The following is a 24,302-nucleotide window of genomic DNA, read 5'->3' on the forward strand; positions in this document are numbered from 1 at the left end:
ACCGGGGTTAACGTCGGCTGGCCAGATCCGCGGTTGCACTCGGGCCATCCCGCACCGCCTTGACCGGAAGACGCAGGCTGGCGACAAGGCCGGGCGCATTGTCGGCAAAGGAAAGTTCGCCTCCATGCAGCCGCGCCACCGCGGCCACCAGCGACAGGCCAAGCCCGGAACCCGGCCGGGTGCGGCTTGCTTCCAGCCGAACGAAGCGCTCCACCACCCGCTCGCGGTCCGCAGCCGAGATGCCTGGGCCGGAATCGGCGACGGTCAGCACCGCATGCCCCCCATCGCGCTTGAGGCTGACCTCGATGCGCCCGCGCTCCCCTTCGGGCGGGCGGCCGTATTTGATGGCATTGTCGAGGAGATTGGAAAGCGCCTGCGCCAGCAGCTCGCGCACGCCATGCACGAAAACCGGCTCCAGCGTCACCGTCAGGTCGAGCCCCTGCTCGTCCGCCAGGGGGTCATAGAGTTCGGAGACGTTCTCGGCGATATCCGCCAGGTCCACGTCGGTCATGTTGTCGCGCGCCTGCCCGGCCTCCGCGCGAGCGATCATCAGCAGCGCGTTGAAAGTTCGGATGAGGCCGTCACTCTCCTCAATGGTGGTCTCCAGCGCGGCCCGCCATTCCTCCTCGCCGCGCGCGGTGCGCAGGGCCTCCTCCGCGCGGTTACGCAGGCGGGTCAGCGGCGTCTTCAGATCGTGGGCGATATTGTCGGAGACCTCCTTCAGACCCTGCATGAGGGCCTCTATGCGCTCCAGCATGACATTGAGGGAATGGGCCAGCCGGTCGAACTCGTCGCCGGTTCCGGTCAGGGCCAGCCGGCCGGAAAGGTCGCCGGCCATGATGGTCTCGGTGGTGGCGGTCATGGCATCGATGCGCTTCAGCACGCGCCGCGTCACGAACACGCCGCCGGCCAGCCCCAGCACCACGATGAGCACCACAGCCCATTGCGCCGGCCGGGCCACGAGATCGCGCAGCGTGTCACGCTCTTCGATGTCACGCCCCACCAGCAGGCGATAGCCGCCCGGCAATATGAACACCTGCACGAACGCCACATGGCTGCGGCTGGCGCCGCCGTCATCCTGCCGATTATAGGTTGTGAAGCGCGTGCCCGCCGCATCCAGCAGGCCCAGCGACAGGTCCGACACGTTGGCGGCGAGCACCTCGCCCTGGAAATTCGCCAGCATGTAAATGGACGAGCCGGGTCGGCGGGAACGCCGGTCGATCACATAGACCAGCCGCTGGATACCACCGACGCGGTACTGGTCCGCCAGATAGCGGACCTCGCGGTCGAGATCGTCGGCCACCTGGTTCTGGATGAGCTCGCGGGTGTGCCACGCCGTGTAGCCGATGACCGAGACCGCGAACACGGCGAACACGGCGAGATAGGCCGCCAGCAGCTTGAAGGCGGTGGTGCGCACCAGGCGCGAAAGCTGCCCGAAGACGCGCACGGCCGCCCCCGCGATCTCCCGCCCCAGGGGCACGCGTGGCGCGCTTGTCACGCCAGCCCCGCCCGCACCATGTAGCCGGCTCCGCGCACGGTGTGGATCAGCGGCACCTCGAAGCCCTTATCCACCTTGGAGCGCAGCCGCGACACATGCACGTCGATGACGTTGGTCTGCGGGTCGAAATGATAGTCCCACACATTTTCCAACAGCATGGTGCGGGTCACCACCTGTCCGGCATGGCGCATGAGATATTCCAGCAGGCGGAACTCCCGCGGCTGCAGGGGAATTTCCTTGCCGCCCCGCGTCACCCGGTGGGCCAGGCGGTCCAGCTCCAGGTCCGCCACCTTGTAGAGGGTGTCGGTGGCCTGCGGCCCGCCGCGCCGGGCGAGCGCCTCCACCCGCGCCAGCAGCTCGGTGAAGGCATAGGGCTTGGGGAGATAATCGTCGCCACCGGCCCTGAGGCCCTGCACCCGGTCATCCACCTGCCCGAGTGCGGACAGGATGAGCACAGGGGTGGCATGGCCGCGCCCACGCAACTCCGCGACCAGCGACAGGCCATCGCGCAGCGGCAGCATGCGGTCCACCACAAGCACGTCGTATTTGTCGGCGAGGGCAAGGGCGAGCCCCTCTTCCCCGTCGGCGGCATGGTCCACCACGTGGCCGGCCTCGCGGAAGGCCTTGCGGAGATATTCGGCGGCGTCGCGGTCGTCCTCGACAAGGAGGAGGCGCATGGCGGTAAGGGTATCCGGATCGAGATTCGCGTTCATGCCACTCTAAAGCGATTTCGAGCGAAAGGGGACCGGCCAAAGGCGGGCCGCGAGAGGCGCAGGGCACGTGCGCAAAAAGAAAAGCGCGGGAAGCCCTCTGGAGCTTCCCGCGCTTGCGGTTCCGGCCGACGGTGGGGGCGACGGGGATCGTCGGGCACGGCACCGGAAACGGTCCGATCGGCGGGGCGAGGGGTAGGGGGCGAACCCCGCCGATCGGCACTGGCCGGGCTGTTTGGGATCAGCCCGGGAACTTCCTGATGTTGATCAACCCCAGGCCTTTCCTCAGCCCTTGGCCTTGCTGTCGAGGGTGATGGCGACGAAGCGCACGCCCTGCTCGTTCTTCACCTGCATGAGCACCGCCTTGCGGTTCTCAGCCTTGGCGGCGGCGAGCCCGTCGCGCACATCCTTGGGGCTGGAAACAGCCTTGTCACCCACCTTCAGGATCACGTCGCCGGTGCGGAAGCCGCGGGCGGCGGCGGGGCCGTTGGGGTCCACGCCGGTGACGACCACTCCTTCGCTGCCGGCACCGTCCACACCCTTGGCCGGGGCGAGCTGCAGGCCGAGGCGCGGCAAGCCCTTGGCGCCCGCATCCTCATCCGCCTGCTCGGCGCGGGCCACCTGGTCGTTGGGCAGCTGGTCCAGCTTCACCGCCACGGTGATGGGCTTGGCATCGCGGATCACCGCGAGCTGCACCTCGGTGCCCGGCTTCAGCATGCCCACCTTGCGGGTGAGCTCACGGGCATCCTTGATCGGCTCGTTGTTGAGCTTGACGATCACGTCGCCCGCCTTCAGCCCCGCCTTGGCGCCGGGGGTGTTGGGCTGAACCTGGGCCACCAGAGCGCCCTCGGTCTCCTTGATGCCGAGACCGGAGGCGAGATCCTCGGTCACCGGCTGGATCTGCACGCCGATATAGCCGCGCGCCACCGAGCCGTTCTCGCGGAGCTGGTTCACCACCGTCTTCACGGTCTCGGAGGGAATGGCGAAGGCGATGCCCACATTGCCGCCCGAGGGGGAGACGATGGCTGTATTCATGCCGATCACCTCACCGTTCAGCGAGAAGGTCGGGCCGCCGGAATTGCCCCGGTTGATGGGGGCGTCGATCTGAATGAAGTCGTCATAGGGACCCGAGCCGATGTCGCGGCCGCGAGCCGAGACGATGCCCGCCGTCACCGTGCCGCCGAGGCCGAACGGATTGCCGACCGCGATCACCCAGTCACCCACGCGCGGGGCGCTGTCGGCCAGCTTCACCCAGGGCAGGTCCTTGGCATCCTGGATCTTCAGGAGGGCTACGTCGGTGCGCGGATCGGTGCCGATCACCTTGGCCACGTGCTCCTTACCGTCGGTGGTGGTCACATCCACCTCGTCGGCGCCGTCCACCACGTGATTGTTGGTCACCACATAGCCGTCGGCGGAGATGATGAAGCCGGAGCCCTGGCCCACCACCGGGCGCTCACCGCCCGGGCCGCGATGGCCGCGCGGACCCATCGGGCCGTTGGGACCCATGGGACCCATCGGGCCACGACCCTCACCGAAGCCAAAGCGCTTCATGAACTGCTCGATCTGGGGCGGAATGTTGCCGCCGCCAAGGCCCTCGCCGTCATTGGAAGCGACCTGGTCGCCCGCATCCTTCTTCACCTTCACGGACACGACCGCGGGCGACACCTTCTCGACGATGTCGGCGAAGGAGAAGGTCCCGGCAGGCTGGCTGGTGGTGATCTGCGCGTAAGCGGGAGTCGCAGTGCCCGGCAGGAACTCACCAGCCACCATGCCGGCGACCGCGAGGCCGAACACGCCAGCGAGCAGAGCCTGGCGACGGCGCTTCGTCACGGAGGGGGTCTTGTCAGAGCGGGTCATGCGATCGGATCTCACTTTTTAGCGTCGGGTGTCCTGCGTCATCGGCAGGTTCGAGGGTGAAAGTAGATGTCCGAGCCTTACGGTTCCCTGGCGATGGCATTACGGTTCGGTAATGTCGCTCACACGGCCGTGATGGCCGGTTTCGACGGAACGCGGCGCGCCCGCGAGCGTTCACCGGCCGGATGCGCCCTCTCTAAGCGACGGCTTGGTGCGCAAGGATTTCCCGAGAGCGGCCGCCGCGATTGTGTCAGGAGGTCGACCATGGGCCGATCGCTTCTTGCCCCTGCTACCGCCGTGTGCCTGGGTCTTCTCGCCATTGGCCCCGCCCTGGCGGCCGAACCTGCAATGATCATGGAAACCCCGAAGGGCAATGCCCTGGTGGATGCCTCGGGCATGACCCTTTACGTCTTCGCCAAGGATGCGCCGGGCAAATCCGCCTGCGCCGCGGCCTGCGCCAAGAATTGGCCGCCGCTGAAGGCCGGCATGGATGCCAAGGCCATGGGCGCCTGGACCCTCGTCACCCGCGACGACGGCACCATGCAATGGGCCTATAAGGGTAAGCCCCTGTATCATTTCGCCAAGGACCAGAAGCCCGGCGAGGCTATGGGAGACGGATTGCTCGACGGCGCGTGGAGCGTCGCCCGGCCTTAATCCGTCGGTGCGGGCGACCTGCGGCGCCGGTTGGGCCGGAAACGCCCCTGTGTCGTGCACAGGGGCCAATGCATCGGAATCGGCGCCGGTTGTCCCGTGCGCTCAGCCCACGGCCCGGGAAGCGTTGTCCTGGTAGTCGTCTGCGGCATCCTCGAGCTGGGCGGGATCGAGACTGGCTTGCTGCCCTTCGCCTTCGGCGCCCGCGGCGGCGGTGGAAGCCGCCGCCTCCTCCGCCTGCTGTTGGCGATGCCAGAGATCGGCATAGAGCCCGCCGCGCGCCAACAAAGCCGCATGGCTACCGCGCTCGGCCACCTGCCCGTCGGCCATCACCAGGATCTCGTCCGCCCCAACGATGGTGGACAGGCGGTGGGCGATGACGAGCGTGGTGCGCCCTTCCGACACCTTGTCGAGGGCTTCCTGGATATCGCGCTCAGTGTGGCTGTCGAGGGCGGAGGTCGCCTCGTCCAGCACGAGGATAGGCGGCGCCTTCAGCAAGGTGCGGGCGATGGCCACACGCTGCTTCTCGCCGCCGGAGAGCTTCAGGCCGCGCTCACCCACCTCGGTCTTGTAGCCCTTGGGAGTGGAGCGGATGAAGCCGTCGATGCGGGCCAGCCGCGCCGCCTCCTCCACCTCGTCCTCGGACGCATCCTGGCGGCCATAGCGGATGTTGTAGGCGATGGTGTCGTTGAACAGCACCGTATCCTGCGGGACCATGCCGATGGCCGCCCGCAACGACGATTGGGTCACGTCGCGGATATCCTGCCCATCGATGAGGATGCGGCCGGAGGAAATGTCGTAAAAGCGGAACAGCAGGCGCGACAGCGTGCTTTTGCCCGCGCCCGAGGAACCCACGATGGCGAGCGTGCGGCCCGCCGGCACCTCGAACGAGACGCCCTTGAGGATCTCGCGATTGCCTTCATAGGAAAAGCGCACGTCCTCAAACCGCACAGTGCCGCCGCGCACCACCAGATCGGCCGCGCCCGCCTTGTCCTTGATCTCCGGATCGCGCGCCAGAACGGCGAACATCGCCTCGATATCGAGCAGGGCCTGCTTGATCTCGCGATAGATGAAGCCGAGGAAATTCAGCGGCACGTAAAGCTGTAGCATCATGACATTGATCATGACGAAGGAGCCCACCGTCTGCCGTCCGGCACGGATGTCGAACACGCACATCACCATGATGACGGCAAGGCCGACCGAGTAAATGACAGCCTGCCCGGCATTAAGCCACGCCAGAGACGTGTAAGTGTGGATCGTCGCCTTCTCATAGCGCGCCATGGAGCGATCGTAGCGGGCATTTTCCCACCGCTCGGCACCAAAATACTTGACCGTTTCGTAGTTCAGCAGGCTATCCACGGCCTTGGTGTTGGCCTCGGTGTCGCTGTCATTCATTTCCTTGCGAATGGCCAGACGCCATTCGCTGGCGCGATAGGTGAAGATGCCATAAGCGGCGATGGTGAGCGCCACCACCACGACGTAACGCCAGTCGAACGCGAACAGCAGCACGCCCAGCACCATCACCAGCTCGACGATGGTGGGCGCAAGCTGGAGCACCGCCATGCGCACGATGGTTTCGATGCCATTGCGGGCCCGTTCCAGAACACGCGTCAAGCCGCCCGTCTTGCGCTCCAGATGGAAGCGCAGCGACAGATCATGCATATGCTGGAAGGTCTCGATGGCCAGCTTTCGAACCGCATTCAGCGCCACCTTGGCGAAGATGCCGTCGCGCAGCTGGGTGATGGCCGCCATGACGATGCGCGCCAGTCCGTAGGCCAGGGTCAAGGCGACGGGCGCCGCAAGCACATAGGCCCAGCCGGAGGGGGTGGGCTCGCCATTCACCTCCGACGTCAAAGCGTCGGTCGCCCATTTGAACACGAAGGGCACCACCATGGTGGCGCCCTTCGAGCCGAACAGCAGCACCATGGTGATGATGACCCTGGTGCGCAGGTCGGCCCGATCCCGTGGCCACAGATAAGGCCACAGGCGCGATAGGGTGCCGAACATGCGCTCGCCCGCCGCGCCGGAAGCGCGCGGGGCGGGCGCGGCGACGCCCGCCCCGCCAGCCTTGGAACCGTCAGACATGAAAACCTAACTTTCCGCCGTGGGCTCGTCCGCTCCCTCACGGAGCAGGAGATCGAACACGGCTTGCAACTCGGCGCGAAGCGCCATGATGGCCTCACGGTCGAGGCAATAGCTGATGCGCGCACCTTCCGCGCGGCTGCGGATAAGGCCCGCTTCCGCCAGAACCTTCAGATGCTGCGATACGGTGGACTGGGCCAGCGGCAGCCCGCGCACGATCTCCCCACACACGCAGCGGTTCTCCCGCGCCAGCCGCAGAAGCACCGTGAGGCGCGCTGGATGGGCCAGCGCCCGCAAGCCCTCGGCCAGCCCATCGAGGGCCTCGGGATCGGGATCCGCGCAGGCGGCGACAAGGGGAGGAGGATTCATCGTTCATCGTCGATAAACGATGATAATGACCCTTTCAAGACCCGCTGTCACGCCGGCGTCGCGGCCTGCCGCGAAGCTGGGGTACGCCGCGCAAAACAGTGCTAAAGTGGGGCCATGGCTAAAATTGAAAGTGTCTGTGTCTATTGCGGATCGTCCCGCGGCCGCTCCCCGGTCTTCTCGGAGGGGGCGCAACAGTTTGGAAGAATCCTTGCCGAGAACGGCATCCGACTCGTCTATGGCGGCGGCGGCGTGGGGCTGATGGGTGATGTGGCGGGCGCGGCCGCGCTGGCCGGCGGCGCCGTCACGGGCATCATCCCGACCTTCCTCAAGAAGGCGGAGCGCGCCTTCCGCCACGAGGCGGAAATGATCGAGGTCGGTGGCATGCATGAGCGCAAACGGCTCATGTTCGAGCGCGCCGACGCGTTCGTGGCTCTGCCAGGCGGCGTCGGCACGCTGGAGGAGCTGGTCGAGCAGATCACCTGGGCCCAGCTCGGCCGGCACCGCAAGCCGATCCTGCTGGCCAATCTTGAGGGCTTCTGGAATCCGTTCCTCGACCTGCTGAGTCACATGCAGGAGATGGGGTTTCTGTGGGCCCAGCAGCCGCTACGCATTCTCACCGCCGAACGCATCGAGGATATTCTGCCCGCGCTCCAGGCGGCCGCGGCAGCGGTGCCCGAAGCGGAGTTCCACGGCCTCGACGCGGACCTGGCCAAGCAGATGTGAGGCCCTGCGCCTCACATCTCGTCCAGGTGAAGCCCCCAGGTGGAGCCCCAAGTGAAGCCCCAGGTCAGGCGCCCGCATATTCGGCGTAAGACAGCGGCGTCTCGAAAACGCGGACGCTCGCCAGCTGCGGCAATGCGGGCTTCACGCGCGTCCAGATCCAGACGCTGATATTCTCCGCGGTGGGGTTTTCGAGCCCCTCCACCTCGTTCAGGCAATAGTGATCGAGCCGCGCCAGCAGGGGCGCGAAAGCGGCCTCCACGTCGAAGAAGTCGGCTACGAAGCCAGTAACCGGATCAACCTCGCCCTCCAGGGTCAGCTCCACCTTATAGGAGTGGCCGTGCATCCGCCGGCAGCGGTGAGTTTCGGGCACGTGGGGCAGGAAATGGGCCGCCTCGAAATGGAAGCCCTGGGTAATGCGCATGGCGCGCGCCGCTCCGCTCATGGAATACCGATCATCTTGTGGGTCTGGAGGGACAGGCGCCAGCGCGGATGGGCGAGGCAATAGGCCACCGCCTCCTCGGTATGGCGCAACCGGTCCGGTCCATCCATCGGTTGCAGGAAGAAATTGGCGAAATCGAGCCCGGCCACCGCTTCGGGATCAAGGCCCGGCTGCGGGAACACGAGCTTCAGCTCCTGCCCCTGGCGCTGCACCAGCGGCGCGCCGGCCTTCGGGCTCACGCAGATCCAGTCGATGCCCGTCGGGGCTTCAACGGTGCCATTGGTCTCGACCGCGATCTCGAAGCCCTCGGCGTGCGCTGCCACGATCAGCGCGCGGTCCAGCTGCAACAAAGGCTCGCCGCCGGTGAACACCACGAAGCGGCCGGCCCTCTCCGGCCCCCAGACAGCCGCGAGGGTGGACGCCAAATCGGTCGCTGAGACGAAGCGGCCGCCGCCCTCCCCGTTCACGCCCACGAAGTCGGTATCGCAGAATTGGCAGATGGCCGCCTCGCGGTCAGTCTCGCGACCCGACCACAGGTTGCATCCGGCAAAGCGGCAGAACACGGCGGCGCGGCCGCTCTGCGCCCCCTCCCCCTGGAGGGTCTTGAACATTTCCTTGACAGCGTAAGCCATGGCCATCGCTTTAGACCCATCCCGCCCCGGGGGGAAGCGGCGCGGGCCTCATCCATTGGCGGGGCGCCCGGCGCTGGGATAAAGGGACTGGACCGGATGTTTCACGCCACAGCGAGCAACCCAGAATGACCGCTCTCGACCTCGACGCCCGCCTCGACCCGCGCGAGCTGCGCAACGCCCTCGGCCGTTTCGCCACCGGCATTGCGGTGGTGATGGCCGGTGACGACGAGGGACTGATGGGCGTGACGGTGAATTCCTTCTCCGCCGTCTCCCTTGATCCGCCGCTGATCCTGTTCTGCATGGCCCGCTCGCTCCGCTCACTGCCGCGGCTGGAAAAGGTGAGCGCCTATTCGGTCAATATCCTGCTGGAAAACCAGGAGGATGTTTCCAACCGCTTCGCCACCGCCGGCGAGGACAAGTTCGCCGCGACGGACTGGGAGCACGGCCCCAGCGGCGCCCCGCGCCTGGTGCCCGCCCACGCCGTGTTCGAGTGCCTGCCCTACGCCCATTACGACGGCGGCGACCATGTGATCTTCGTCGGCCGGGTCGTGCACATGCATGCCGAGGGGGAAGAGGCGCCCCTGCTCTATTATCGCGGGCGCTATCGCACCCTCGGCTCCCCGGAGAAGTGAGCCCATTGGAAGATGGGAATGCCGGCTTCAAGCGCCACGCGGAAGGGTCTAAACAAGCGTTGACCTGACGCAACGTTGGCGCGGCGGAAGATCGCTGACGCCCGGTATCGGCGCCCTCTCCACGCGGATCTCGCAGGCGGGCCCGTGCATTTTTCGAGGAATGGCCATGCTCCAGAACCTAAGAAGCATCCTCATCGGCCTCACTGAGGAAGGCGTCGACAAGCCGTCCGCGGCGCTGGGCTACGGTCTCTCGCTGGCCCGGCAGGCGGGCGCCCATGCCACCATCCAGGCCGCATCGCTGAAGGTGGTGCTGGGCACCGCCTTCGTGAGCAGCATGGCCGCCGGGTATGTGAGTGACCATAACCGCCGCCTGCGACAGTTGGCTGCCAATCTCGCTGAACGCGCGCGCGGCGACGCAGCGGCCCAGGGGGTTTCCTGCTCGGTGGAAACGCCCCAGCTTCCCTATGACGAGCTGGCGGAAACCTTTGTCACCCAGGCCCGCGTGCACGACCTGTGCGTGCTCGATGCCGAAACCGCGACCGTGAATGCGGAGCGCGGCCTCATCGATGCGCTGCTGTTCGAGAGCGGGCGACCGGTCATCGTCGTGCCGGCGGCTTGGGAGGAGTTCAAGCACCAGCGTGTGGTCGTCGCCTGGGATGCGAGCGCCCGCGCGGCGCGCGCGGTGGCCGACGCGATGCCGATCCTGCAATCCGCGGCCGCCGTCGAGGTGGTCGCCATCGGCACCGAGAAGGAGCTCGGCCAGAGCGTTCCGGGGGCGGAGCTCGGCCCGCACCTCGCGCGCCACGGCGTGAACGTGAGCGTCAAGGACCTGGTGGTTCAGCCCGACGGCATCGCCGGTACGCTGCGCGAGCAGGCGAGCCTGTTCGACGCCGATCTCCTGGTGATGGGCGCGTTCAACCACTCCATGGTGCGCGAATGGGTGCTCGGCGGCGTCACCGAGTCCCTGCTTCAGGACTGCGCCGTGCCCCTGTTCATGTCCTACTGAGTAGCGGGCGCGCTCAGCTTACCGCCTGCCACTTGCCATCGGTATTGCGGCAGGCGGCGCCGCGCGCGATCTGCGGGCGGTTGTCGATATAGATGGTGTGGGAATAATCCCGGCAGGTCTGGAAACCGGCGCGGTGATACGGCGGGCCGGCAATGACGGTGCCGTGGGCGCCGCTATCGCTCTTCCAGCCCGTGGGGTAGCCGGGGCCGCCGGTCTCGAGGGCGGAGATTTCCGCGTCATAGGCCTTCTGGCGATCGGTATCGTCGAGGCCATTGCCAATGGCGCCACTGATGAGGCCGCCGGAAACCGCGCCGCGCATGACCGGCGCGGCCGGCAGCGCGATGTTGCCGGTGCCCTTCAAGCTGGAATTGGCATCGCTGGCGCAGCCCGACAGGAGCATACCAAGAGCAAGTGCACTGAGAGCGGCGGGCAACTGACGAACGAGCATCGCACGGGATCTTTCAACGCCAAGGCCTTGCGGCGCGGAAACGGATCGCAGCCGGAACAGGCTGCCGCACAGTCTTAGTTGGACTTTGCCGGGAGGAAAAGCGCGCGCGGTGCCGCCCGTCCGCGCAGGTGCGATAAACCGCATCAACACGCAGCTCCAGGCTGAGAGGGAGCCATCACCGCTGGCAGCACCAGCTCGGTTCTCAACCCGCCGCCGGGCGCCGAGCCAAGCTCAAGGCTTCCGCCATAAAGCAGGGCGAGCTCGTGGACGATGGACAGGCCAAGCCCTGAACCGGGCATCGATTCGTCCAACCGGCGCCCGCGCTGGCCCACCTCGGCACGACGGGCGGGGTCCAGGCCCGGGCCGTCATCGTCGATCACCACGCGAAAAAACGGAGCGCCGCCAGCCGGGCGGGGGGCATCCAGGCGCACCTCCAGGTCGACCCGAGAACGGGCCCACTTGCAGGCATTGTCCACAAGATTGCCCACCATCTCCTCAAGGTCCTGCTGCTCGCCGCGAAAACGCACGCCGTCGAGAATGCGCACATCGATGGCGAGCCCCTTCGCGCGGTGGATCTTCTCCATGGTGCGGGCGAGGGCGGTGACGGTGTAGGCGACGTCGCATGCCCCGACGACGATGGACGGGCGCGCCGCCATCCGCGCCCGCTCCAGATGATGGGCGACCTGGTCGCGCATGACGCTCACCTGGTCCCGCACCCGTGCCGCAAGGGGATCGCCCCGCGTGCCGGCCTCGTTCAGCAGCACTGAAAGCGGGGTTTTCAACGCATGGGCGAGATTGCCGACATGGGTCCTGGCGCGCTGCACCACTTCCCGATTGGCGTCGATGAGCGCATTCACCTCGCGCACCAGCGGCACGATCTCCACCGGATAGGCCCCCACCAGGCGTTCCGCCTCGCCTGAACGCACATCGGACAGGGCCTGGGAGATACGTGACAGGGGCTTCAACCCGAACCGCACCTGGAACAGAACCACCAGCAGGAAGGCAAGACCGAGCACAATCAGCGTTCCGACCAGCACCATGTTGAAGCCGGCGACATCGCTATCGAGCTCTGTGGAAACCGCCGCCACTGAAACCACATAGCTGCCGTCCGCCCCGAAATCGAGCTCCCGCTCCACCACCCGCAAGGTTTCGCCGCGCGGCCCCGGGCCATAGCCCTGACGGACGGCGCCGGTGCCGTCCGCCCCGCTGGCAGGGGCCGCGCGAGGCAGGCGCGCATCCCGCAGCGAGCGCGAGGTCTTCACGGCCGAGCCGCCCTCCGCCTTATGGGCGATCTGCCAGTACCAGCCGGAATTGGGGAAGATGAACAGGGGGTCAGAAAGGGCTTGCGGCTCCGGCACGTCGGCGCCGCTGGCATTGGCCACCTCAGCAACGATCATCTTCAGATAGACGCCAAGCCGCCGGTCGAAGGCGCGTTCCGCCGCCCGGGCATACAGGGTGGAGAGCACCAGCCCCACCACCAGCAACACCGCCAGCATGATGGCGAGGGCAGACAGCACGAGGCGCAGGGCAAGCGAGCCCGATGGAGGCGTGGGGCCCATGCTTCACGCCCTCCCCGGCACAGGCGCGCCGCGGCTCATTGCGCGTCTTCCGGCGGCCCGAGAAGGTAGCCAAGGCCACGCACCGTTTGGATAAGCTCACAATCGAGCTTCCGCCGCAGACGCCCGACGAACACCTCGATGGTATTGGAATCCCGGTCCGAATCCTGCTCGTAAAGGTGCTCCACCAGCTCGGCGCGGGACACGACCCTCCCGGCATGGTGCATCAGATAGGACAGCAGGCGATATTCGTGAGAGGTGAGCTTCACCGGCAAGCCCCGCACGGACACCCGGCCCGAGCGCGTGTCCAACCGCAGCGGGCCGCAGGTCAGCTCGCTGGAGGCATGGCCGGCGGCACGGCGCAGCAGGGCCCGCAGCCGCGCCAGCACCTCCTCCATGTGGAAGGGCTTCGGCACATAGTCATCGGCCCCGGCGTCGAAACCCTGCACCTTGTCGCTCCAGCGATCGCGGGCGGTCAGGATCAGCACCGGGACGGTCTTGCCCGCGCGGCGCCAGCGCTCGAGAACGGAGATGCCGTCGAGCTTGGGCAGGCCGATATCCAGCACGATGGCGTCATAAGGCTCGGTGTCGCCGAGGAAATGCCCCTCCTCCCCGTCGAAGGCGCGGTCGACCGCATAGCCGGCCTCGCCCAGCGCCGCCGAGAGCTGGCGGTTGAGATCGGGATCATCCTCCACCACCAGCAGACGCAACGCCACCTCCCCCAGCCGTTCTTTAGAATAATAACATTCTTACCTCGGCCAGGGCAGGACCTGTCCCCATCAACCGGGGCCCGCATCGCGCCCAGAGCGCACAGCGTCAACTTCCGCGGCCTCGGTCCGATGCGCCAGCACATAGAGACCGGCGGCCAACACCGCCACTGCCGTCGGCCACATCCAGCTGGGCAGCCCACTCAAGGCGTCGCGCAGCGCGCTGAGCTTGCCGACCGCCTCGGGCACCTGCTCCAGCACGCCGAGCAACGTCGCGGGCGCCGCCAACAGCAGGGCCCCGCGCTTGCTCCAGCCGGCGGCGAGTGCGACCGCATCCCCTTCCGCCGCGAGGCTGCCGCCGGTGACGCGCGCGCGGGCGCCGCTCACCGGGCGCGGCCCTGCCGTCGCGAGAGCCGCGGCCGTCGCCGTGTCGAGCCGGCCAGTCACCGGCAGAGCGGTGGTCGCCTGGAACGCCGCGACACCAGCCGTGGTGCGCGGCCCCCAAAGGCCATCGGCGCGCCCCGTTTCCGCATACCCCAGGTCCCGCAGGCGCTGTTGCAAGGCCCGCACCTCGCCGGGGTCGAGCCCGTCTGACGCCGCTTTCCCCGCCGGCTGCGGCGGCCGGACGGGACGCGAAGCCTCGCGCGCGCCGAAGCCCACCTCGGAATCCAGCTCCATGAGGCGTGCCATCAGGGGCGCAATGCCGATCTGCTTGTCGACGGCATTACCGCTCCACACGCCATCGGCGACATATTTTCCGCGCGCATACCGGTCCGACCCGCTCCAGAGATAGGCGCTGGGCACGCCGCGCATGCGGTAGCCGAAGCCGTTGAAGCGCTCGCCCTCGAACAGGCAGCGCGGCAGGCTCCACGGGAATCCCGGCTTGTAGCCCTTCAGCGACAGCGCATCTTCCGCCGCTTCCTCCCAGGTCTCGAAAGGTCCCCGGCCAGCGGGCACCAGCCGCGTCGTGCGGCCCGTCCCGAGGATCTTCTCGCCGTTATGGAGCACGCCGCGAAAGTCGCAGCCGGACTCGCGAGCATGAAGCACCCCAATAAAGGCCCACGGCACGCCCGTGAGCGCCTCGACAGCCTGATAGCGCGCCTTGCCGGCGATGATCTTGCGCGCCGTGGAATCGATCGCGGGCAGACGCTCCGGCGCCAGCCGCATGTCGGCCCAGCGCTGGGCATATTCGGCCTCCAGCACCACAAAAGAATAGTTCGCGGACATCGCCTGTCCTTTCCCTGCGAATGAACAAAAAAGGCCGCCGAGAGGGCGGCCCGCAAATGCGCGGTGGGATGAAGGAGGCGAGAGGCGTCGTGTCCCGCTGACGCGGAGGCCGCCACAATTGCCGCAAGGGAATATCAGGCTTATAGTCCTGCCCTTGGGGGAACTGCCATGGAAAACCTTCGCCTGCCTCTCCTCACCTTTGCCTTTATGCTCTGGTTTGCGCTGTACTGGTTTCACTGAGGGAAACCGGCCCACGCCGGCCTTCAGAGGGCGAAACAGCAGCGCGGCGTCTGCGGCGCAATGAGAGAGGCACCGAAATCGGGCGCGCTCGCCTGCGTGCCCCACCACAGAAAATTCACGTGTTCCCCGCTGGTACTGGTCGGCACGCCATGGTCTGACAGGAAACACAGATCATAGCGCGTGCCCGCGAACCAACCGGACGTGGTCATTTCCCGCCCGTCTTCCTGACCCGCGGAACCGACATGCCCAAGCACGGCGGCAAGTGTCGCGAGCGCTTCGGCTCGATCAGAAAATCTCAGATAGATGGTGACCATCGCGCCCTCCTCAGGCCCACACGCGTGCTTGGGACTGGATCGCCGATGCGCTGCCCTTGACGGGCCAGATCAGCAGTTCGTCGATCTCGAACCGAGTGCCGCTATCCATGCCTCCGGAGCGGCCAAAGAAAATACTGTCCATGCCGTAGGTTGGAGCCGTCGCGTCGGTCCCCGCATCGGCCCCGTTCATGGACCCGATACGGCCGGCGCCGTTCCACCCCACGCAGGCACCCACATCCGAGGCGCCGCCGAGCGTGATGGGGCCGAGCGAAAGGTGAATGGAGGCGCCGTAAAGGCGGAGGGTGCCATCCGCGTGCGCGTACAGCAGGTGCCCGCCGGTGGTGTAGATCACGCCCTTGCTCCCGGCCGCGAAGAAAAGGGTTCCTCGCAGCGCGATGGTGCACGGCCCGGCCGTGGTCGGGAGAGCGGCCGCCTCGCCTGACCACGCGCTGACATCCGTGGTGCGCGTGGCCGCCGCCGCGGTCGTGGCGATGTAGCTCGACGCCACGGCCCCGATCTCAAGCTGGACTTTGGTGACGGTGCCGGACGGCGTTAAGGTCAGCGTTCCGGCGGCAGGAGTGAAAGCGTAGCTGGTGCGCATGGTGGCGCCGCCACCGGTCACCGTGGCGCTGTGGGCTCCGGAAAGAGCCAGTGAGCCCGCGCCCCAGAAGGAAACGGTATAGCTCTGCGCCGTCACCGCGATGGACTGCGTCGTGGCGGCTGCGGAATTGAGGAAGAGATTGGTGGCCGCCCCCTCCAGCAGCAGACGCCGCCGGCCGGAGGAATAGTCAAAGGCCACCGTGTCCGCCGGGGCCGCCATCAAGGCCCCCGAGGCGGTCGTCACCATTTTCGTTCCACCGGCCCTTTGCAGGATGCTCGGGGACGACGCCTGGCCGCCACCAAGGGCGTATCGCTCTCGCGAGAAATCCGCGGCCAGCGCGGGCTCCGCCTCATCGAGCAGATAGCCCTCCTTCGCCCACCAGCGGGCTTCCAGTGCCGGAAAAGCCGACGCCGGACAGGTCAGCACATGGATGGAAACCCGCACGCGCCCACCGGTGAAGGCGCCGTCCTTGGCGGTCAGCCGCACCGCGGTCGGCGCATAAAATGCGGTGGGCCCGATGACACCGGAATTGGACGAGCCCTGCGCGATGCCGAGCGTTCCACCGAACTTCGAGCTTTCGCCCGCAATCCCACAATCATACGACGTCGGGCCGGTCAGTGCCGACAGGACGAGCGTGGACACGCCGAGCACAATGCCCCGCGCCGGAATGCGGATGGTGGTGTCCATGCTGGTGCCGGACAGCACCAGATCCTCTTCCAGCACCTGCGCCTCGATGGCCGAGCGCGTGGGCCGAACGGCCAGGGGCGAGACCCAGTCCCCGCCGTCATAGAGCGCAAGCCGCCACTCGTCGCGGATGAAGGCGAGAGCTCCCGCCGTCAGCGCCGCGAAGGAGAACACACCCCCCTCATGGGTCGCAATGGTCCCCTCGTGGCCGGTAAACGCACCACCGGCACCGGTGGGCACGAACCAGTTCGCTCCATCATCGGGGCTGGCAGGCGGAGCGAGGGTGCTGATGCTTTCCAGCACGAGCTGGCCGGCGCCCCCGCTCGCCGCGCCCCCGGAGAGCAGCGGCACCCAAGTGGTGCCGTCGAACCGCGCGAAGCTTTCCGCATCGCGGACATAGGCCAGGGTGTCCCGGGGCACGGTGAGGAAATCGAAGGCTCCGGCCTCATAGGCGGCCAGCTTGCCGGCCTGTCCGGCGAAGGCGCCGCTCGCCCCCTGTGGCACGAACCAGCGGGCGCCTTCGGTTGGAGTGCCCGGTGGCTCGGTCGCGCTCACGCTTTCCAAGGCGAGCTGAACATAGGCGTCGAGACGCCGTACGGCCTCGTTGTGGGTCACATGCTTCTGCGCCTGCGCCGCCGCCAGATACGGCAAAGCAAGGTTGGCGGACTGTTCGGTCGCCATGGACGTGCTCCGGGTTGAGGATTCGATCGGGGCGCGCGGCCCGTGAAAATGAGGAGGAACACCGCGACAGGGCGTCCCTCCATCCGGTCAGAGGACCAGCGTGCGCACGGCTGCGGCGCCCGCCCCGACGGTGGCGGAGAGCTGGCGCACCCGCACCGTGAGACTGCTCTGCGCGGCGCCGAAATCCGCCAGCTCAGCAGCGTTGGAGTAGGTGACCTCGGTGCTGGCGGCCGCAAGGGTGCGCACCACGGTGGTGCCTGCGAGGATCTCCACCCGATAGGCTTCACTGGCCTCGCCCAGAGGCACCTCCACCACGTCCCAGCCGTCACCGTCCACACGGGTGCGGCGCGTGAAGTTGATGACGATGCCCGCCGGAGTGCGCCAGGCCTTCAGATGCACCGGAGAGAGGGGCAGCAAGGCACTGCCGGTGACGGTGGCGCTCACCTCGGTCACGTCGTCCCCGCCATAGTCGCCGCTGGCGGGGCCGACCCGGTAGATGGAGCTGCGCCCCACGGCCGAGAGGCCGCCGGCCACGGTCACCACCGTCCCGTCCAGCAACAGCGCCCGCGTGCCCTCGGGCCAGGTTTCGGCCCCCGCCGCCTCGGTGCCCGCGCGACCGCGCAACAGGCCGGAGAGGCGGTAGGCGTTAGTATCCACCAGTTCGGCCTCGGTGAACTGGACGAGCTCCGGCGTCCGCCCATCCGCGAATAGCGCCAGCACATTGGCACCTGCCAGCACCTGACTTTCGCTGGCCGAAACCAATTGCGAGCTGTCCAGCTGCACCAGCAGGGTGTTGAAGCGGTCGAACCGCCAGGCCGGCCCCGGCGGCAGGGCCGCAAGTAAGGAGCCAAGGGCGGACGAGGCGCTGACCGCACCCAGCGTCTCGAAACTCTCGCCATCACCGGAGCGCCAAACCGCGAGCGTGCCCGGCCAGGGCGAGGCGGCAGCGGCAAGATATTGCAGCGGCAGCGGATCGGCGGCCACCGTCGTTGGCAGGTCCAGCACCACCACCGCCGGCGGTCCTGAAACGGTGGGCACCGCGACACTGCCCGCCGGCAGGGTGTCGAGCGCAGTGTCGAACACCTCGGGCTCGATGGAACGGGCGGTGATCGCCCGCGCCTCCGCCTCCTCGACCCGGGTGATTTCCAGCAGCCGCTCGCGCCCGTCGAGGGTGAGCCGGACCACGTCTCCCGGCATCAGGCCCACATGGGACGGCGGCAGGCTGAAGCTCACCGTCTCGCGGGAGGCCCAAAGGTCCTGGAGCCACATGTCGGCGGCCCGCACCATCACATTGGGCGCCGCCACGAGAGCAAGGTCCGCCTCCGTCACATGGCGGCTGCGGCCCGCCAGGCGTCGGGAAGAGACGGTGGCCTTGCGGAAATCGTGCAGCGGATCGATGAACCCGACGGTGACCTCCAGCGGCAGCTCGCTTTCCTGCGCGCGGGTCAGGGAGATGAGGGCGCCTTCATCATCGGGCTGCACCAGGTCGTTCACGCCGAGGTCCGATACCGTGCCATCGCCGCGCTGGTGGAAGACGATGCCGCCACCCTGCTCCGCCGCCTCGAAGGAGAAGGCGCGCGCGAGCGGCTCCAGCGCCGTGCGGGCGGACATGGGGTCGGCCACCACATAGCCTTCCACCACGCCCGACAGGCGCGCCGTATCCACCTCGACGCCGAAATCCGCGCACAGGGCCCGCACCAGCCCGTCGAGGGGCGCCGAGCCCAGGCGGCCGGTGAGCCAGTGGCCGGTGTTCCAGTTGTCGCCGTCGCCCCACACGTTCGAGAGCAGGGGGAATTGGGGATAGGGCCGCGCGTCCCAGGTCCACAGGAACACGCAGCCCGCCTCCACCATCCGCCCGCCATAGAGCGGCGCGGCCGGGTTGTCGGCGAGGCCCGCCCCGGCGGCCGGATCGAAGGTGGCGAGGATCGCTTCCAGCGTCCGCCGCTGCACCATGTCGTCGCGATTGCCGGTGGAATAGGGCGGCAGCGCATTTTCCGACGACTTGGCATCGGGAAAGGCGCTGGGCCGGTTCGGCCCCTTATCCACCGCGGCGCAGCCGGCCTCCATCAGGCGAATGGGCTTGCCCGCGGGCACATAAGCCGTCGGGCTCCCGGCCCGCACGCCCGCGATGCGCTCGTGATGGACATTGGCCCACCACGACCACAAATCCTTCTGGCGATAGACCCAGGGCTCGCCATAGGCGCCGTCGGTGATGGGGGTGCGCCTTTGGGCGTCGCGGTCCGCATCGCTCGCATAGAACCAGTCGAAAGCCTCACCCGCCCGCAGCCGACCCTTGAGATAGACGGGGTCGGTGATGGCGCGCGCCAGCCCCGCGTCCAGATGGGCGGAGCCATCGCGCCAGTCGGTGATGGGCGGGTAATAGTCGATGCCCACGAAATCGACCGCCGGCGAGGCCCACACCGCATCCAGCGGAAACCGCACATCCCCATCATCAAAGGCCTGGGCGCCATACTCGGTCCAGTTGGCGCCGTAGGACACCTGCGTGCCCTCCCCCACCACCGCCTTCACATCCTCGGCGAGGGCCGCGAGGGCCGCGGCGGCGGGGAAGCCGCCGTCGCCGCCACGCAGCCGCGTCAGGGCCTCCATCTCGGAGCCAACGAGGATCGCCTCCACACCGCCAGCCGCGACCGCCAGGTGGGCATAATGCAGCACCATGCGGCGCAGGCTCCACTCCGCCGCGCCCAGATAGAGCACGAGGTCGCCCAGGCGCAGGAAATCCGTCGCCCGCGCGGCGCCGAACAGGGCCTCCACCTGGTCCGCGCACGCGCTGGTGCCCTCCACCGATCCGGCGCGCCCCGGCGCGGGATCGCACACGATGCGGCCCCGCCAGGGATGGGGCGGCTGGCTGCTCACGCCGCTCCAGGGGTCCGGCAGCGTGTTGGTGGACGGAATATCCATCATCACGAACGGGTTGAGCGTCACTTTCACCCCCGCCGCATTGAGCCGGCGGATGGCGCGGATAACGGTGAGGTCAGAGGGCGTGCCGCCATAGGCCGCGCGGCCATCATAGCGGGACACGGCTGGCAGCAGCAGGCGCGTGAAGCCGCCCACCGACCACTCACCGGGAAAGGTGGACTTCAAGGCGCGCTCGCATTTGGGACGCACGCGGCAGTGGCCCGCCCTGAGATCGTCACCGAACCACGCCACCACCAGCGACACCCGCTCCAGGTTCGGGCAGGCCGCCAGAAGCTGCTCGACGGCCGCGTTGAAATCGCTGGCGGCGGTGGAGACATGGCGGGCCTCCGGACCATAGCTGCCGCTGCCATAGACCTGGATGGTGGCCATGGTGTCGTAGCCGAACTCGGTGGCGCCGGGGATGAGGGTGACCGCCCGCACCTGCTGTTCCAGGTCGCCCACCGCCCGTTCCACCTCCACGGTGATCTGCGGCAGGCGATTGCCGAAATCGGTCAGCTCGAGATTTTCGAACACCAGATAGGCGATGCCGCGATAGGCGGGGGTTCCGGCGCCGCCCTGCTTCGCCGAAATCCACGTATCGGCCGCCTGCGTCTCTCCACCCAGGTGCCGGCGGATGGACAGGCCGGCCAGCTCCAGGAGCTTGCCATCGGCCCAGATGCGGCCGATGCGGGAGATGGGCCCCTCGCACAAGGCAACCGCGAAATTGGCGTAATAGGTGTAGGTGACGGCGCTGGACTTGGCCGAGAGGCTGCCGCCCTTGCCGCCCACGGACTGGCTGCTGGTGCTCTTGATCTCGGTGAGGCTGGTGGCCCAGATAACCTGCCCGGACAGGCGCGCGCGGCCATAGAGCCGGGGGATGGACGCCCCGGGCGTCGAGGCCATCACCTCCAGGTCGCTGAGGCGCGTGCCCTCGCTCGACGCGGTGCGATTGCCGCCCAGGAGGGTCTGGTCGAGCACCGCGCCGCCGAGCGCGCCCAGTGCCCGCCCGGCCACCGCACCCAGGGGGCCGAACAGCGCGCCGCCCACCAGCCCTCCGGCCGCGCCGAGAAGCAGGGTCGCCATGACAGATCCTCGCAATGATGGAGAAAAGGAGAGCAGCCGTCGCCCGGTCACGCCTCGGGATCGGCAAGGCCGGGAAAGCGGAACGCAAAGGCCAGGCGCCGGCGCCACCACGGGGTCAGCGCGGTCTCGCACACGTTTGCGCCGTCATAGGCGTGGATCATCTGGCCGCCGCCACTCAAAATGGCCGCGTGCTTGGCCGGCAGATGAGCGCGGAAGCGGAACAGGACCACATCGCCGGGCGCGGCCTGCGACACATCGAGCGGCACCAGATGGCGCCGCGCCGTGTCCGCCAGGGTTTCGCGCCGGCTGGCTTCCGCCCAGTCGGGCGCATAGGGCGGAAGCGGCTCCGGCTCCGGGCCCACGCACGCACGCCACACGCCGCGCACGAGGCCCAGGCAATCGGCCCCCCGCCCCTTCAGCGAGGCGCGATGGCGGTAGGGAGTGCCGACCCAGTCGCGCGCTTCCGCCACCAGCACGTCACGGGTGAGATGGCGGCTCATTCCAGCAGGCTCCCATCATATCCCCCTTCCCCGGACAGCGCGACGGAGATGACGAAATCGTTGCCCGGCATATGGGGAAAGCCGCGGAAGTTCAGGGCATTGGCGAAGCGGTCACGGCAGGTGGCGAACTGCTTGTCGCAACCCGCGCTCACACGCACGCGGTCCCCCGCCGCCACCGCGAACGGCGGGCGCTGCCACAGGCGCAGCACGGCGAAAGCGCCATTCCGCGTGTGGCCCTTGATCTCGGTGGCGAAGCCGGAATTGGCGCCGTCCGTGAACTCCAGCCGCCCGCGCGCCAGCGTCTCCGCAGCGAAGGCGGAAACACCGGCCACGGTCAGGCGCAGCGCCCCTTCCACCGCGCTCACGGTGCCGACGCCCGTGTGGGCGACAAGGTCCAGCCCGCACCGCGCATCTCCGAAATCCGCGTCGCAGCGGGTGCCGAACACGCGCCCGCGCTTCTGGTTCAGCGCGTCGGTCAAGGCGCGGATTTCCGCCGTGAAGCGGCCATCCTCCCGCTTCACCTCGCCGATGGTGCCCCGGCGCAGGAGAAGGCGCATGGCCGGATCCGACCAGTTGAGCAAATAGAGCTCGATATCCGCGCCGTCATAGAGCCCCGCCGCGAGATCATCTTCGCTCAGCGCATCAGCCGTGAGGGCGCCGGAGAGCTCGCTGCCAGTCACCGCCAGCCCCTCCGCGGCGGCGCTTTCCGAGGAGGCGATGCCGGAGGCGGCCTTCAGCACCAGGCCGTCGAACAGAAGATCGCGATCATGATCGGTGAAGCCGAGCACGGTGCCGTCGCGCCGCGTGAGCCGCCAGCCGTGGCACAAAGTGGTGGCGCCGCCCGCCAGATGGGTGGCGAGCGCCGGGTCCAGGGTGCGCATGGCATCCTCCAACGTCTTGGGAAAATTCAGATCCGGATCTCGATGACCGGAATGCGCGGGATTTCGCCGGCCGCGAAGGCGGAAAGGTTCACCTCCAGGAAATCGGTGTCGAAGCGCACCGGCACATCGAACAGGAAGCCCGCCGTCACCACCGCTCCGGCCGACGGAACATGGCCGTCGAGGAAAAGGATGCGCCCGCTGCCGGCATCCAGCGAAAAGGCCGCGCCGGACGCCTGTTCGACCCCGTCCACCGCCACGCGCACCGTGCCGGCGACCGGCTTGGAAATGGGGCGCGCATAGGGCGCATGCAGAGCGCCATAGGTCTTCGTGAGGGCGAAGCTGGCGGTGGCGCCATCGCCAACCGCCAGCGGCTGGTCGAGGGGGCTCGGCGCCGCGCCCGGCGGGGCCGAGCTGTGGTCCAGCCGGTCGCGCCAGCGGAAGCCATAGAGGCGCCCCCGCCGCTCCTCGAAAAACGCCACCACCTCGGCCAGGGCGGCAAGGGTTTTCACCCCATAGCCGGCATCCCAGCGGCGGCGCGAATCAGCGAGCCGTGTGTTGCGTTCCTCGCGCCCGGTGGCCGTGGTGATCACCTGCGTGACCCGCTCGGGACCGCCGGAGGCCCCAAGCGCCACATCCATGGGAAACAGAACGTCATGGAAGGCGGCCATTTGATCCCTCCCATCCCCAATTCTTCACCCCAACCAATAGAAACAGCCTTGACATAGTTTTATCCCGCGCCTTGACTTTCATCGCCTCGATGAGGATGGAGCAGATGCATGGCTACGAAGCCCGCGAAGAAGCCTGCGGCTGCTGCTGAAGAACCGGCCGCGACGAAGGCGGATCCGGTCAAGGCAGCCCCGGCAGCCAAGACCTCAGTGAAGACCGCCTCAGTGAAGACCGCCGCCACGGCCGCCGTTAAGAAAACCGCGACCGAGAAAGCCGCGATCGAGAAAGCCGCGATCGAGAAGCCCGCGATCGAGAAGCCCGCGACGAAGCCCGTCGCCAAAACGATTGCCAAGCCGACCGCGACGAAGGCTGCGGCCTCCAAGGTCAAGGTCGCGGAAGCCGGCCCGGTGGAAGCCGGCGCCCCCGCCGCAATCAAGCCGGCAGCCGTGAAGGCCGCCAAGGCCCCCACCAGCAAGGAAGCCGCCCCGAAAGCGGCAACCACCAAGACCCTCGCCAAGACCGCGGAGCCTGCCAAGGCTGCTGCTGCCAAGGCCGCCCCCGCCAAGGCGACTGCTGCGAAGGCAACCGCAGCCAAGCCCAGCGCGACCAAGGGCGCTAAGAACGGGATGACCGCCAAGGCCGCCGCGGCGAAGACTGCCGCCACCAAGGCCCCGGCCTCCAAGGCAGCTCTGGCGAAGGAAGCTCCTGCGGAGCCCGCCACCGCCCTGACAAAGGCCAAGGTCGCCCCCAAGGCGAAAAGTGAGCTCGCCAAAGCCGAGCCTGCGAAGGCTGGGGGGGCCAAGTCGGCGGCCTCGAAGCCGGCTGCGACCAAGGCCGCGACGACCAAGCCCGCTGCCGCGAAGGCACCGGCTGCCAAGTCGTCAGCAGCCAAGTCTTCAGCGGCCAAGTCCCCAGCCTCCAAGGCAACTGGCGCAAAGCCTGCCGCGGCCAAGTCGGCACCTGCCGAGACATCCCCTGCGAAGTCGGCATCCGCAAAGTCGGAAGCCGCCAAGCCTGTGGCGACCAAGCCGGCGGAGCCCAAAGGCGAGGCGACGAAGAAGGCCGCGTCGGTGAAAAAGCCTGTCGAAGCGAAGGCTGAGCCGTCCCCCGCGAAGAAGGCCGCGCCCAAAACCAAGGCGAAGGCCGCCGCCAAGGCGTGACACACCGGCCGCGCAAGGCCGGCGGAAGCAGAACACGTAATG

The 24,302-nt window shown here is 68.0% G+C and carries 22 protein-coding genes; 5 read left to right on the top strand and 17 right to left on the bottom strand.

The genetic code is table 11. The annotated features are described in order from the left end of the window. Positions 1-7 precede the first annotated feature (7 nt). The 3 genes from V5F26_RS18005 to V5F26_RS18015 form a co-directional block, all read right to left on the bottom strand. On the bottom strand, positions 8-1,447 hold the full coding sequence (locus tag V5F26_RS18005; protein WP_394947403.1) for a sensor histidine kinase: 1,440 nt from the start codon (positions 1,445-1,447) through the stop codon (positions 8-10). A 47-nt stretch (positions 1,448-1,494) separates the two neighbouring features. After that, on the bottom strand, positions 1,495-2,211 hold the full coding sequence (locus V5F26_RS18010) for a winged helix-turn-helix domain-containing protein (protein ID WP_394055598.1): 717 nt from the start codon (positions 2,209-2,211) through the stop codon (positions 1,495-1,497). Between the two features lie 282 nt (positions 2,212-2,493). Beyond that, positions 2,494-4,065 (bottom strand): Do family serine endopeptidase, encoded by a 1,572-nt coding sequence (locus tag V5F26_RS18015; protein ID WP_394947178.1) that lies wholly within the window; start codon positions 4,063-4,065, stop codon positions 2,494-2,496. Positions 4,066-4,326: 261 nt separating this feature from the next. Between V5F26_RS18015 and V5F26_RS18020 the strand changes: the two genes are divergently transcribed. Further along, positions 4,327-4,716: a COG4315 family predicted lipoprotein gene (locus V5F26_RS18020; protein ID WP_234051832.1), complete on the top strand. Its 390-nt coding sequence runs from the start codon at positions 4,327-4,329 to the stop codon at positions 4,714-4,716. A 102-nt stretch (positions 4,717-4,818) separates the two neighbouring features. On the opposite strand, the gene V5F26_RS18025 is transcribed toward V5F26_RS18020, so the two are convergent. Next, complete coding sequence (locus tag V5F26_RS18025; RefSeq protein ID WP_394055844.1) at positions 4,819-6,720, bottom strand: ABCB family ABC transporter ATP-binding protein/permease; 1,902 nt, start codon at positions 6,718-6,720, stop codon at positions 4,819-4,821. 84 nt (positions 6,721-6,804) lie between these two features. Then, on the bottom strand, positions 6,805-7,164 hold the full coding sequence (locus V5F26_RS18030; protein WP_394055602.1) for an ArsR/SmtB family transcription factor: 360 nt from the start codon (positions 7,162-7,164) through the stop codon (positions 6,805-6,807). A 114-nt stretch (positions 7,165-7,278) separates the two neighbouring features. Between V5F26_RS18030 and V5F26_RS18035 the strand changes: the two genes are divergently transcribed. Then, entirely contained in the window at positions 7,279-7,887 is a 609-nt protein-coding gene (locus V5F26_RS18035) for an LOG family protein (RefSeq protein ID WP_394055604.1), read from the top strand. A gap of 64 nt (positions 7,888-7,951) precedes the next feature. Here V5F26_RS18035 and queD read toward each other — a convergent pair whose 3' ends face one another. Next, a complete protein-coding gene (queD, locus tag V5F26_RS18040) occupies positions 7,952-8,308 on the bottom strand; it encodes a 6-carboxytetrahydropterin synthase QueD (protein ID WP_394055845.1) in 357 nt (118 codons plus the stop codon). Between the two features lie 17 nt (positions 8,309-8,325). Continuing rightward, the gene (gene queE / locus V5F26_RS18045) at positions 8,326-8,958 is read right to left on the bottom strand and encodes a 7-carboxy-7-deazaguanine synthase (RefSeq protein WP_394055605.1); all 633 of its coding nucleotides are present in this window, start codon (positions 8,956-8,958) and stop codon (positions 8,326-8,328) included. A gap of 125 nt (positions 8,959-9,083) precedes the next feature. Here queE and V5F26_RS18050 point away from each other — a divergent pair, with 125 nt between their 5' ends. Beyond that, entirely contained in the window at positions 9,084-9,590 is a 507-nt protein-coding gene (locus V5F26_RS18050) for a flavin reductase family protein (RefSeq protein ID WP_394055607.1), read from the top strand. Between the two features lie 166 nt (positions 9,591-9,756). Then, positions 9,757-10,596 (top strand): universal stress protein, encoded by an 840-nt coding sequence (locus tag V5F26_RS18055; protein ID WP_394947177.1) that lies wholly within the window; start codon positions 9,757-9,759, stop codon positions 10,594-10,596. 13 nt (positions 10,597-10,609) lie between these two features. Here the strand turns inward: V5F26_RS18055 and V5F26_RS18060 are convergent, their stop codons facing one another. The 10 genes from V5F26_RS18060 to V5F26_RS18105 all read right to left on the bottom strand — a co-directional run bounded on the left by V5F26_RS18060 (position 10,610) and on the right by V5F26_RS18105 (position 23,102). Then, positions 10,610-11,044, bottom strand: coding sequence for an RT0821/Lpp0805 family surface protein (locus V5F26_RS18060; protein WP_394947176.1), 435 nt, complete (start codon positions 11,042-11,044; stop codon positions 10,610-10,612). Positions 11,045-11,187: 143 nt separating this feature from the next. Continuing rightward, positions 11,188-12,603 carry an ATP-binding protein gene (locus V5F26_RS18065; protein ID WP_394947175.1) on the bottom strand — a complete coding sequence of 472 codons (1,416 nt, stop codon included), beginning with the start codon at positions 12,601-12,603 and terminating at the stop codon, positions 11,188-11,190. A 35-nt stretch (positions 12,604-12,638) separates the two neighbouring features. After that, positions 12,639-13,310, bottom strand: a complete 672-nt coding sequence (locus tag V5F26_RS18070; protein ID WP_234051923.1) for a response regulator transcription factor — start codon at positions 13,308-13,310, stop codon at positions 12,639-12,641. 69 nt (positions 13,311-13,379) lie between these two features. Continuing rightward, positions 13,380-14,534, bottom strand: a complete 1,155-nt coding sequence (locus V5F26_RS18075; protein ID WP_394947174.1) for a peptidoglycan-binding protein — start codon at positions 14,532-14,534, stop codon at positions 13,380-13,382. Between the two features lie 263 nt (positions 14,535-14,797). Beyond that, positions 14,798-15,088, bottom strand: a complete 291-nt coding sequence (locus tag V5F26_RS18080) for a hypothetical protein (RefSeq protein WP_234051823.1) — start codon at positions 15,086-15,088, stop codon at positions 14,798-14,800. Between the two features lie 10 nt (positions 15,089-15,098). Further along, positions 15,099-17,054 carry a DUF2793 domain-containing protein gene (locus tag V5F26_RS18085; RefSeq protein WP_394947173.1) on the bottom strand — a complete coding sequence of 652 codons (1,956 nt, stop codon included), beginning with the start codon at positions 17,052-17,054 and terminating at the stop codon, positions 15,099-15,101. Between the two features lie 87 nt (positions 17,055-17,141). After that, positions 17,142-21,053 (bottom strand): baseplate multidomain protein megatron, encoded by a 3,912-nt coding sequence (locus V5F26_RS18090; protein WP_394947172.1) that lies wholly within the window; start codon positions 21,051-21,053, stop codon positions 17,142-17,144. 47 nt (positions 21,054-21,100) lie between these two features. Further along, the gene (locus V5F26_RS18095) at positions 21,101-21,553 is read right to left on the bottom strand and encodes an NlpC/P60 family protein (RefSeq protein ID WP_394947171.1); all 453 of its coding nucleotides are present in this window, start codon (positions 21,551-21,553) and stop codon (positions 21,101-21,103) included. Next, positions 21,550-22,434: a phage/gene transfer agent baseplate hub protein gene (locus V5F26_RS18100; RefSeq protein WP_394947170.1), complete on the bottom strand. Its 885-nt coding sequence runs from the start codon at positions 22,432-22,434 to the stop codon at positions 21,550-21,552. Before V5F26_RS18100 ends, V5F26_RS18095 begins: the two co-directional genes overlap by 4 nt. 26 nt (positions 22,435-22,460) lie before the next feature. Next, the gene (locus V5F26_RS18105; RefSeq protein ID WP_234051818.1) at positions 22,461-23,102 is read right to left on the bottom strand and encodes a DUF2460 domain-containing protein; all 642 of its coding nucleotides are present in this window, start codon (positions 23,100-23,102) and stop codon (positions 22,461-22,463) included. A gap of 108 nt (positions 23,103-23,210) precedes the next feature. Between V5F26_RS18105 and V5F26_RS18110 the strand changes: the two genes are divergently transcribed. Continuing rightward, positions 23,211-24,260, top strand: a complete 1,050-nt coding sequence (locus tag V5F26_RS18110; protein WP_509210525.1) for a hypothetical protein — start codon at positions 23,211-23,213, stop codon at positions 24,258-24,260. Positions 24,261-24,302: the final 42 nt, after the last annotated feature.

Origin of the sequence: Xanthobacter variabilis (genome assembly GCF_043831965.2) — a bacterium.
Taxonomy (GTDB): domain Bacteria; phylum Pseudomonadota; class Alphaproteobacteria; order Rhizobiales; family Xanthobacteraceae; genus Xanthobacter.

Coding starts and splice junctions, on each gene's coding strand:
- V5F26_RS18100 (WP_394947170.1), bottom strand. CDS start 22,434: ATGCGCACCCTGGACCCGGCGCTCGCCACCCATCTGGCGGGCGGCGCC.
- V5F26_RS18015 (WP_394947178.1), bottom strand. CDS start 4,065: ATGACCCGCTCTGACAAGACCCCCTCCGTGACGAAGCGCCGTCGCCAG.
- V5F26_RS18075 (WP_394947174.1), bottom strand. CDS start 14,534: ATGTCCGCGAACTATTCTTTTGTGGTGCTGGAGGCCGAATATGCCCAG.
- V5F26_RS18090 (WP_394947172.1), bottom strand. CDS start 21,053: ATGGCGACCCTGCTTCTCGGCGCGGCCGGAGGGCTGGTGGGCGGCGCG.
- V5F26_RS18030 (WP_394055602.1), bottom strand. CDS start 7,164: ATGAATCCTCCTCCCCTTGTCGCCGCCTGCGCGGATCCCGATCCCGAG.
- V5F26_RS18105 (WP_234051818.1), bottom strand. CDS start 23,102: ATGGCCGCCTTCCATGACGTTCTGTTTCCCATGGATGTGGCGCTTGGG.
- V5F26_RS18110 (WP_509210525.1), top strand. CDS start 23,211: ATGGCTACGAAGCCCGCGAAGAAGCCTGCGGCTGCTGCTGAAGAACCG.
- V5F26_RS18080 (WP_234051823.1), bottom strand. CDS start 15,088: ATGGTCACCATCTATCTGAGATTTTCTGATCGAGCCGAAGCGCTCGCG.
- V5F26_RS18035 (WP_394055604.1), top strand. CDS start 7,279: ATGGCTAAAATTGAAAGTGTCTGTGTCTATTGCGGATCGTCCCGCGGC.
- queE (WP_394055605.1), bottom strand. CDS start 8,958: ATGGCTTACGCTGTCAAGGAAATGTTCAAGACCCTCCAGGGGGAGGGG.
- queD (WP_394055845.1), bottom strand. CDS start 8,308: ATGCGCATTACCCAGGGCTTCCATTTCGAGGCGGCCCATTTCCTGCCC.
- V5F26_RS18065 (WP_394947175.1), bottom strand. CDS start 12,603: ATGGGCCCCACGCCTCCATCGGGCTCGCTTGCCCTGCGCCTCGTGCTG.
- V5F26_RS18095 (WP_394947171.1), bottom strand. CDS start 21,553: ATGAGCCGCCATCTCACCCGTGACGTGCTGGTGGCGGAAGCGCGCGAC.
- V5F26_RS18010 (WP_394055598.1), bottom strand. CDS start 2,211: ATGAACGCGAATCTCGATCCGGATACCCTTACCGCCATGCGCCTCCTC.
- V5F26_RS18050 (WP_394055607.1), top strand. CDS start 9,084: ATGACCGCTCTCGACCTCGACGCCCGCCTCGACCCGCGCGAGCTGCGC.
- V5F26_RS18020 (WP_234051832.1), top strand. CDS start 4,327: ATGGGCCGATCGCTTCTTGCCCCTGCTACCGCCGTGTGCCTGGGTCTT.
- V5F26_RS18025 (WP_394055844.1), bottom strand. CDS start 6,720: ATGTTCGGCACCCTATCGCGCCTGTGGCCTTATCTGTGGCCACGGGAT.
- V5F26_RS18085 (WP_394947173.1), bottom strand. CDS start 17,054: ATGGCGACCGAACAGTCCGCCAACCTTGCTTTGCCGTATCTGGCGGCG.
- V5F26_RS18060 (WP_394947176.1), bottom strand. CDS start 11,044: ATGCTCGTTCGTCAGTTGCCCGCCGCTCTCAGTGCACTTGCTCTTGGT.
- V5F26_RS18055 (WP_394947177.1), top strand. CDS start 9,757: ATGCTCCAGAACCTAAGAAGCATCCTCATCGGCCTCACTGAGGAAGGC.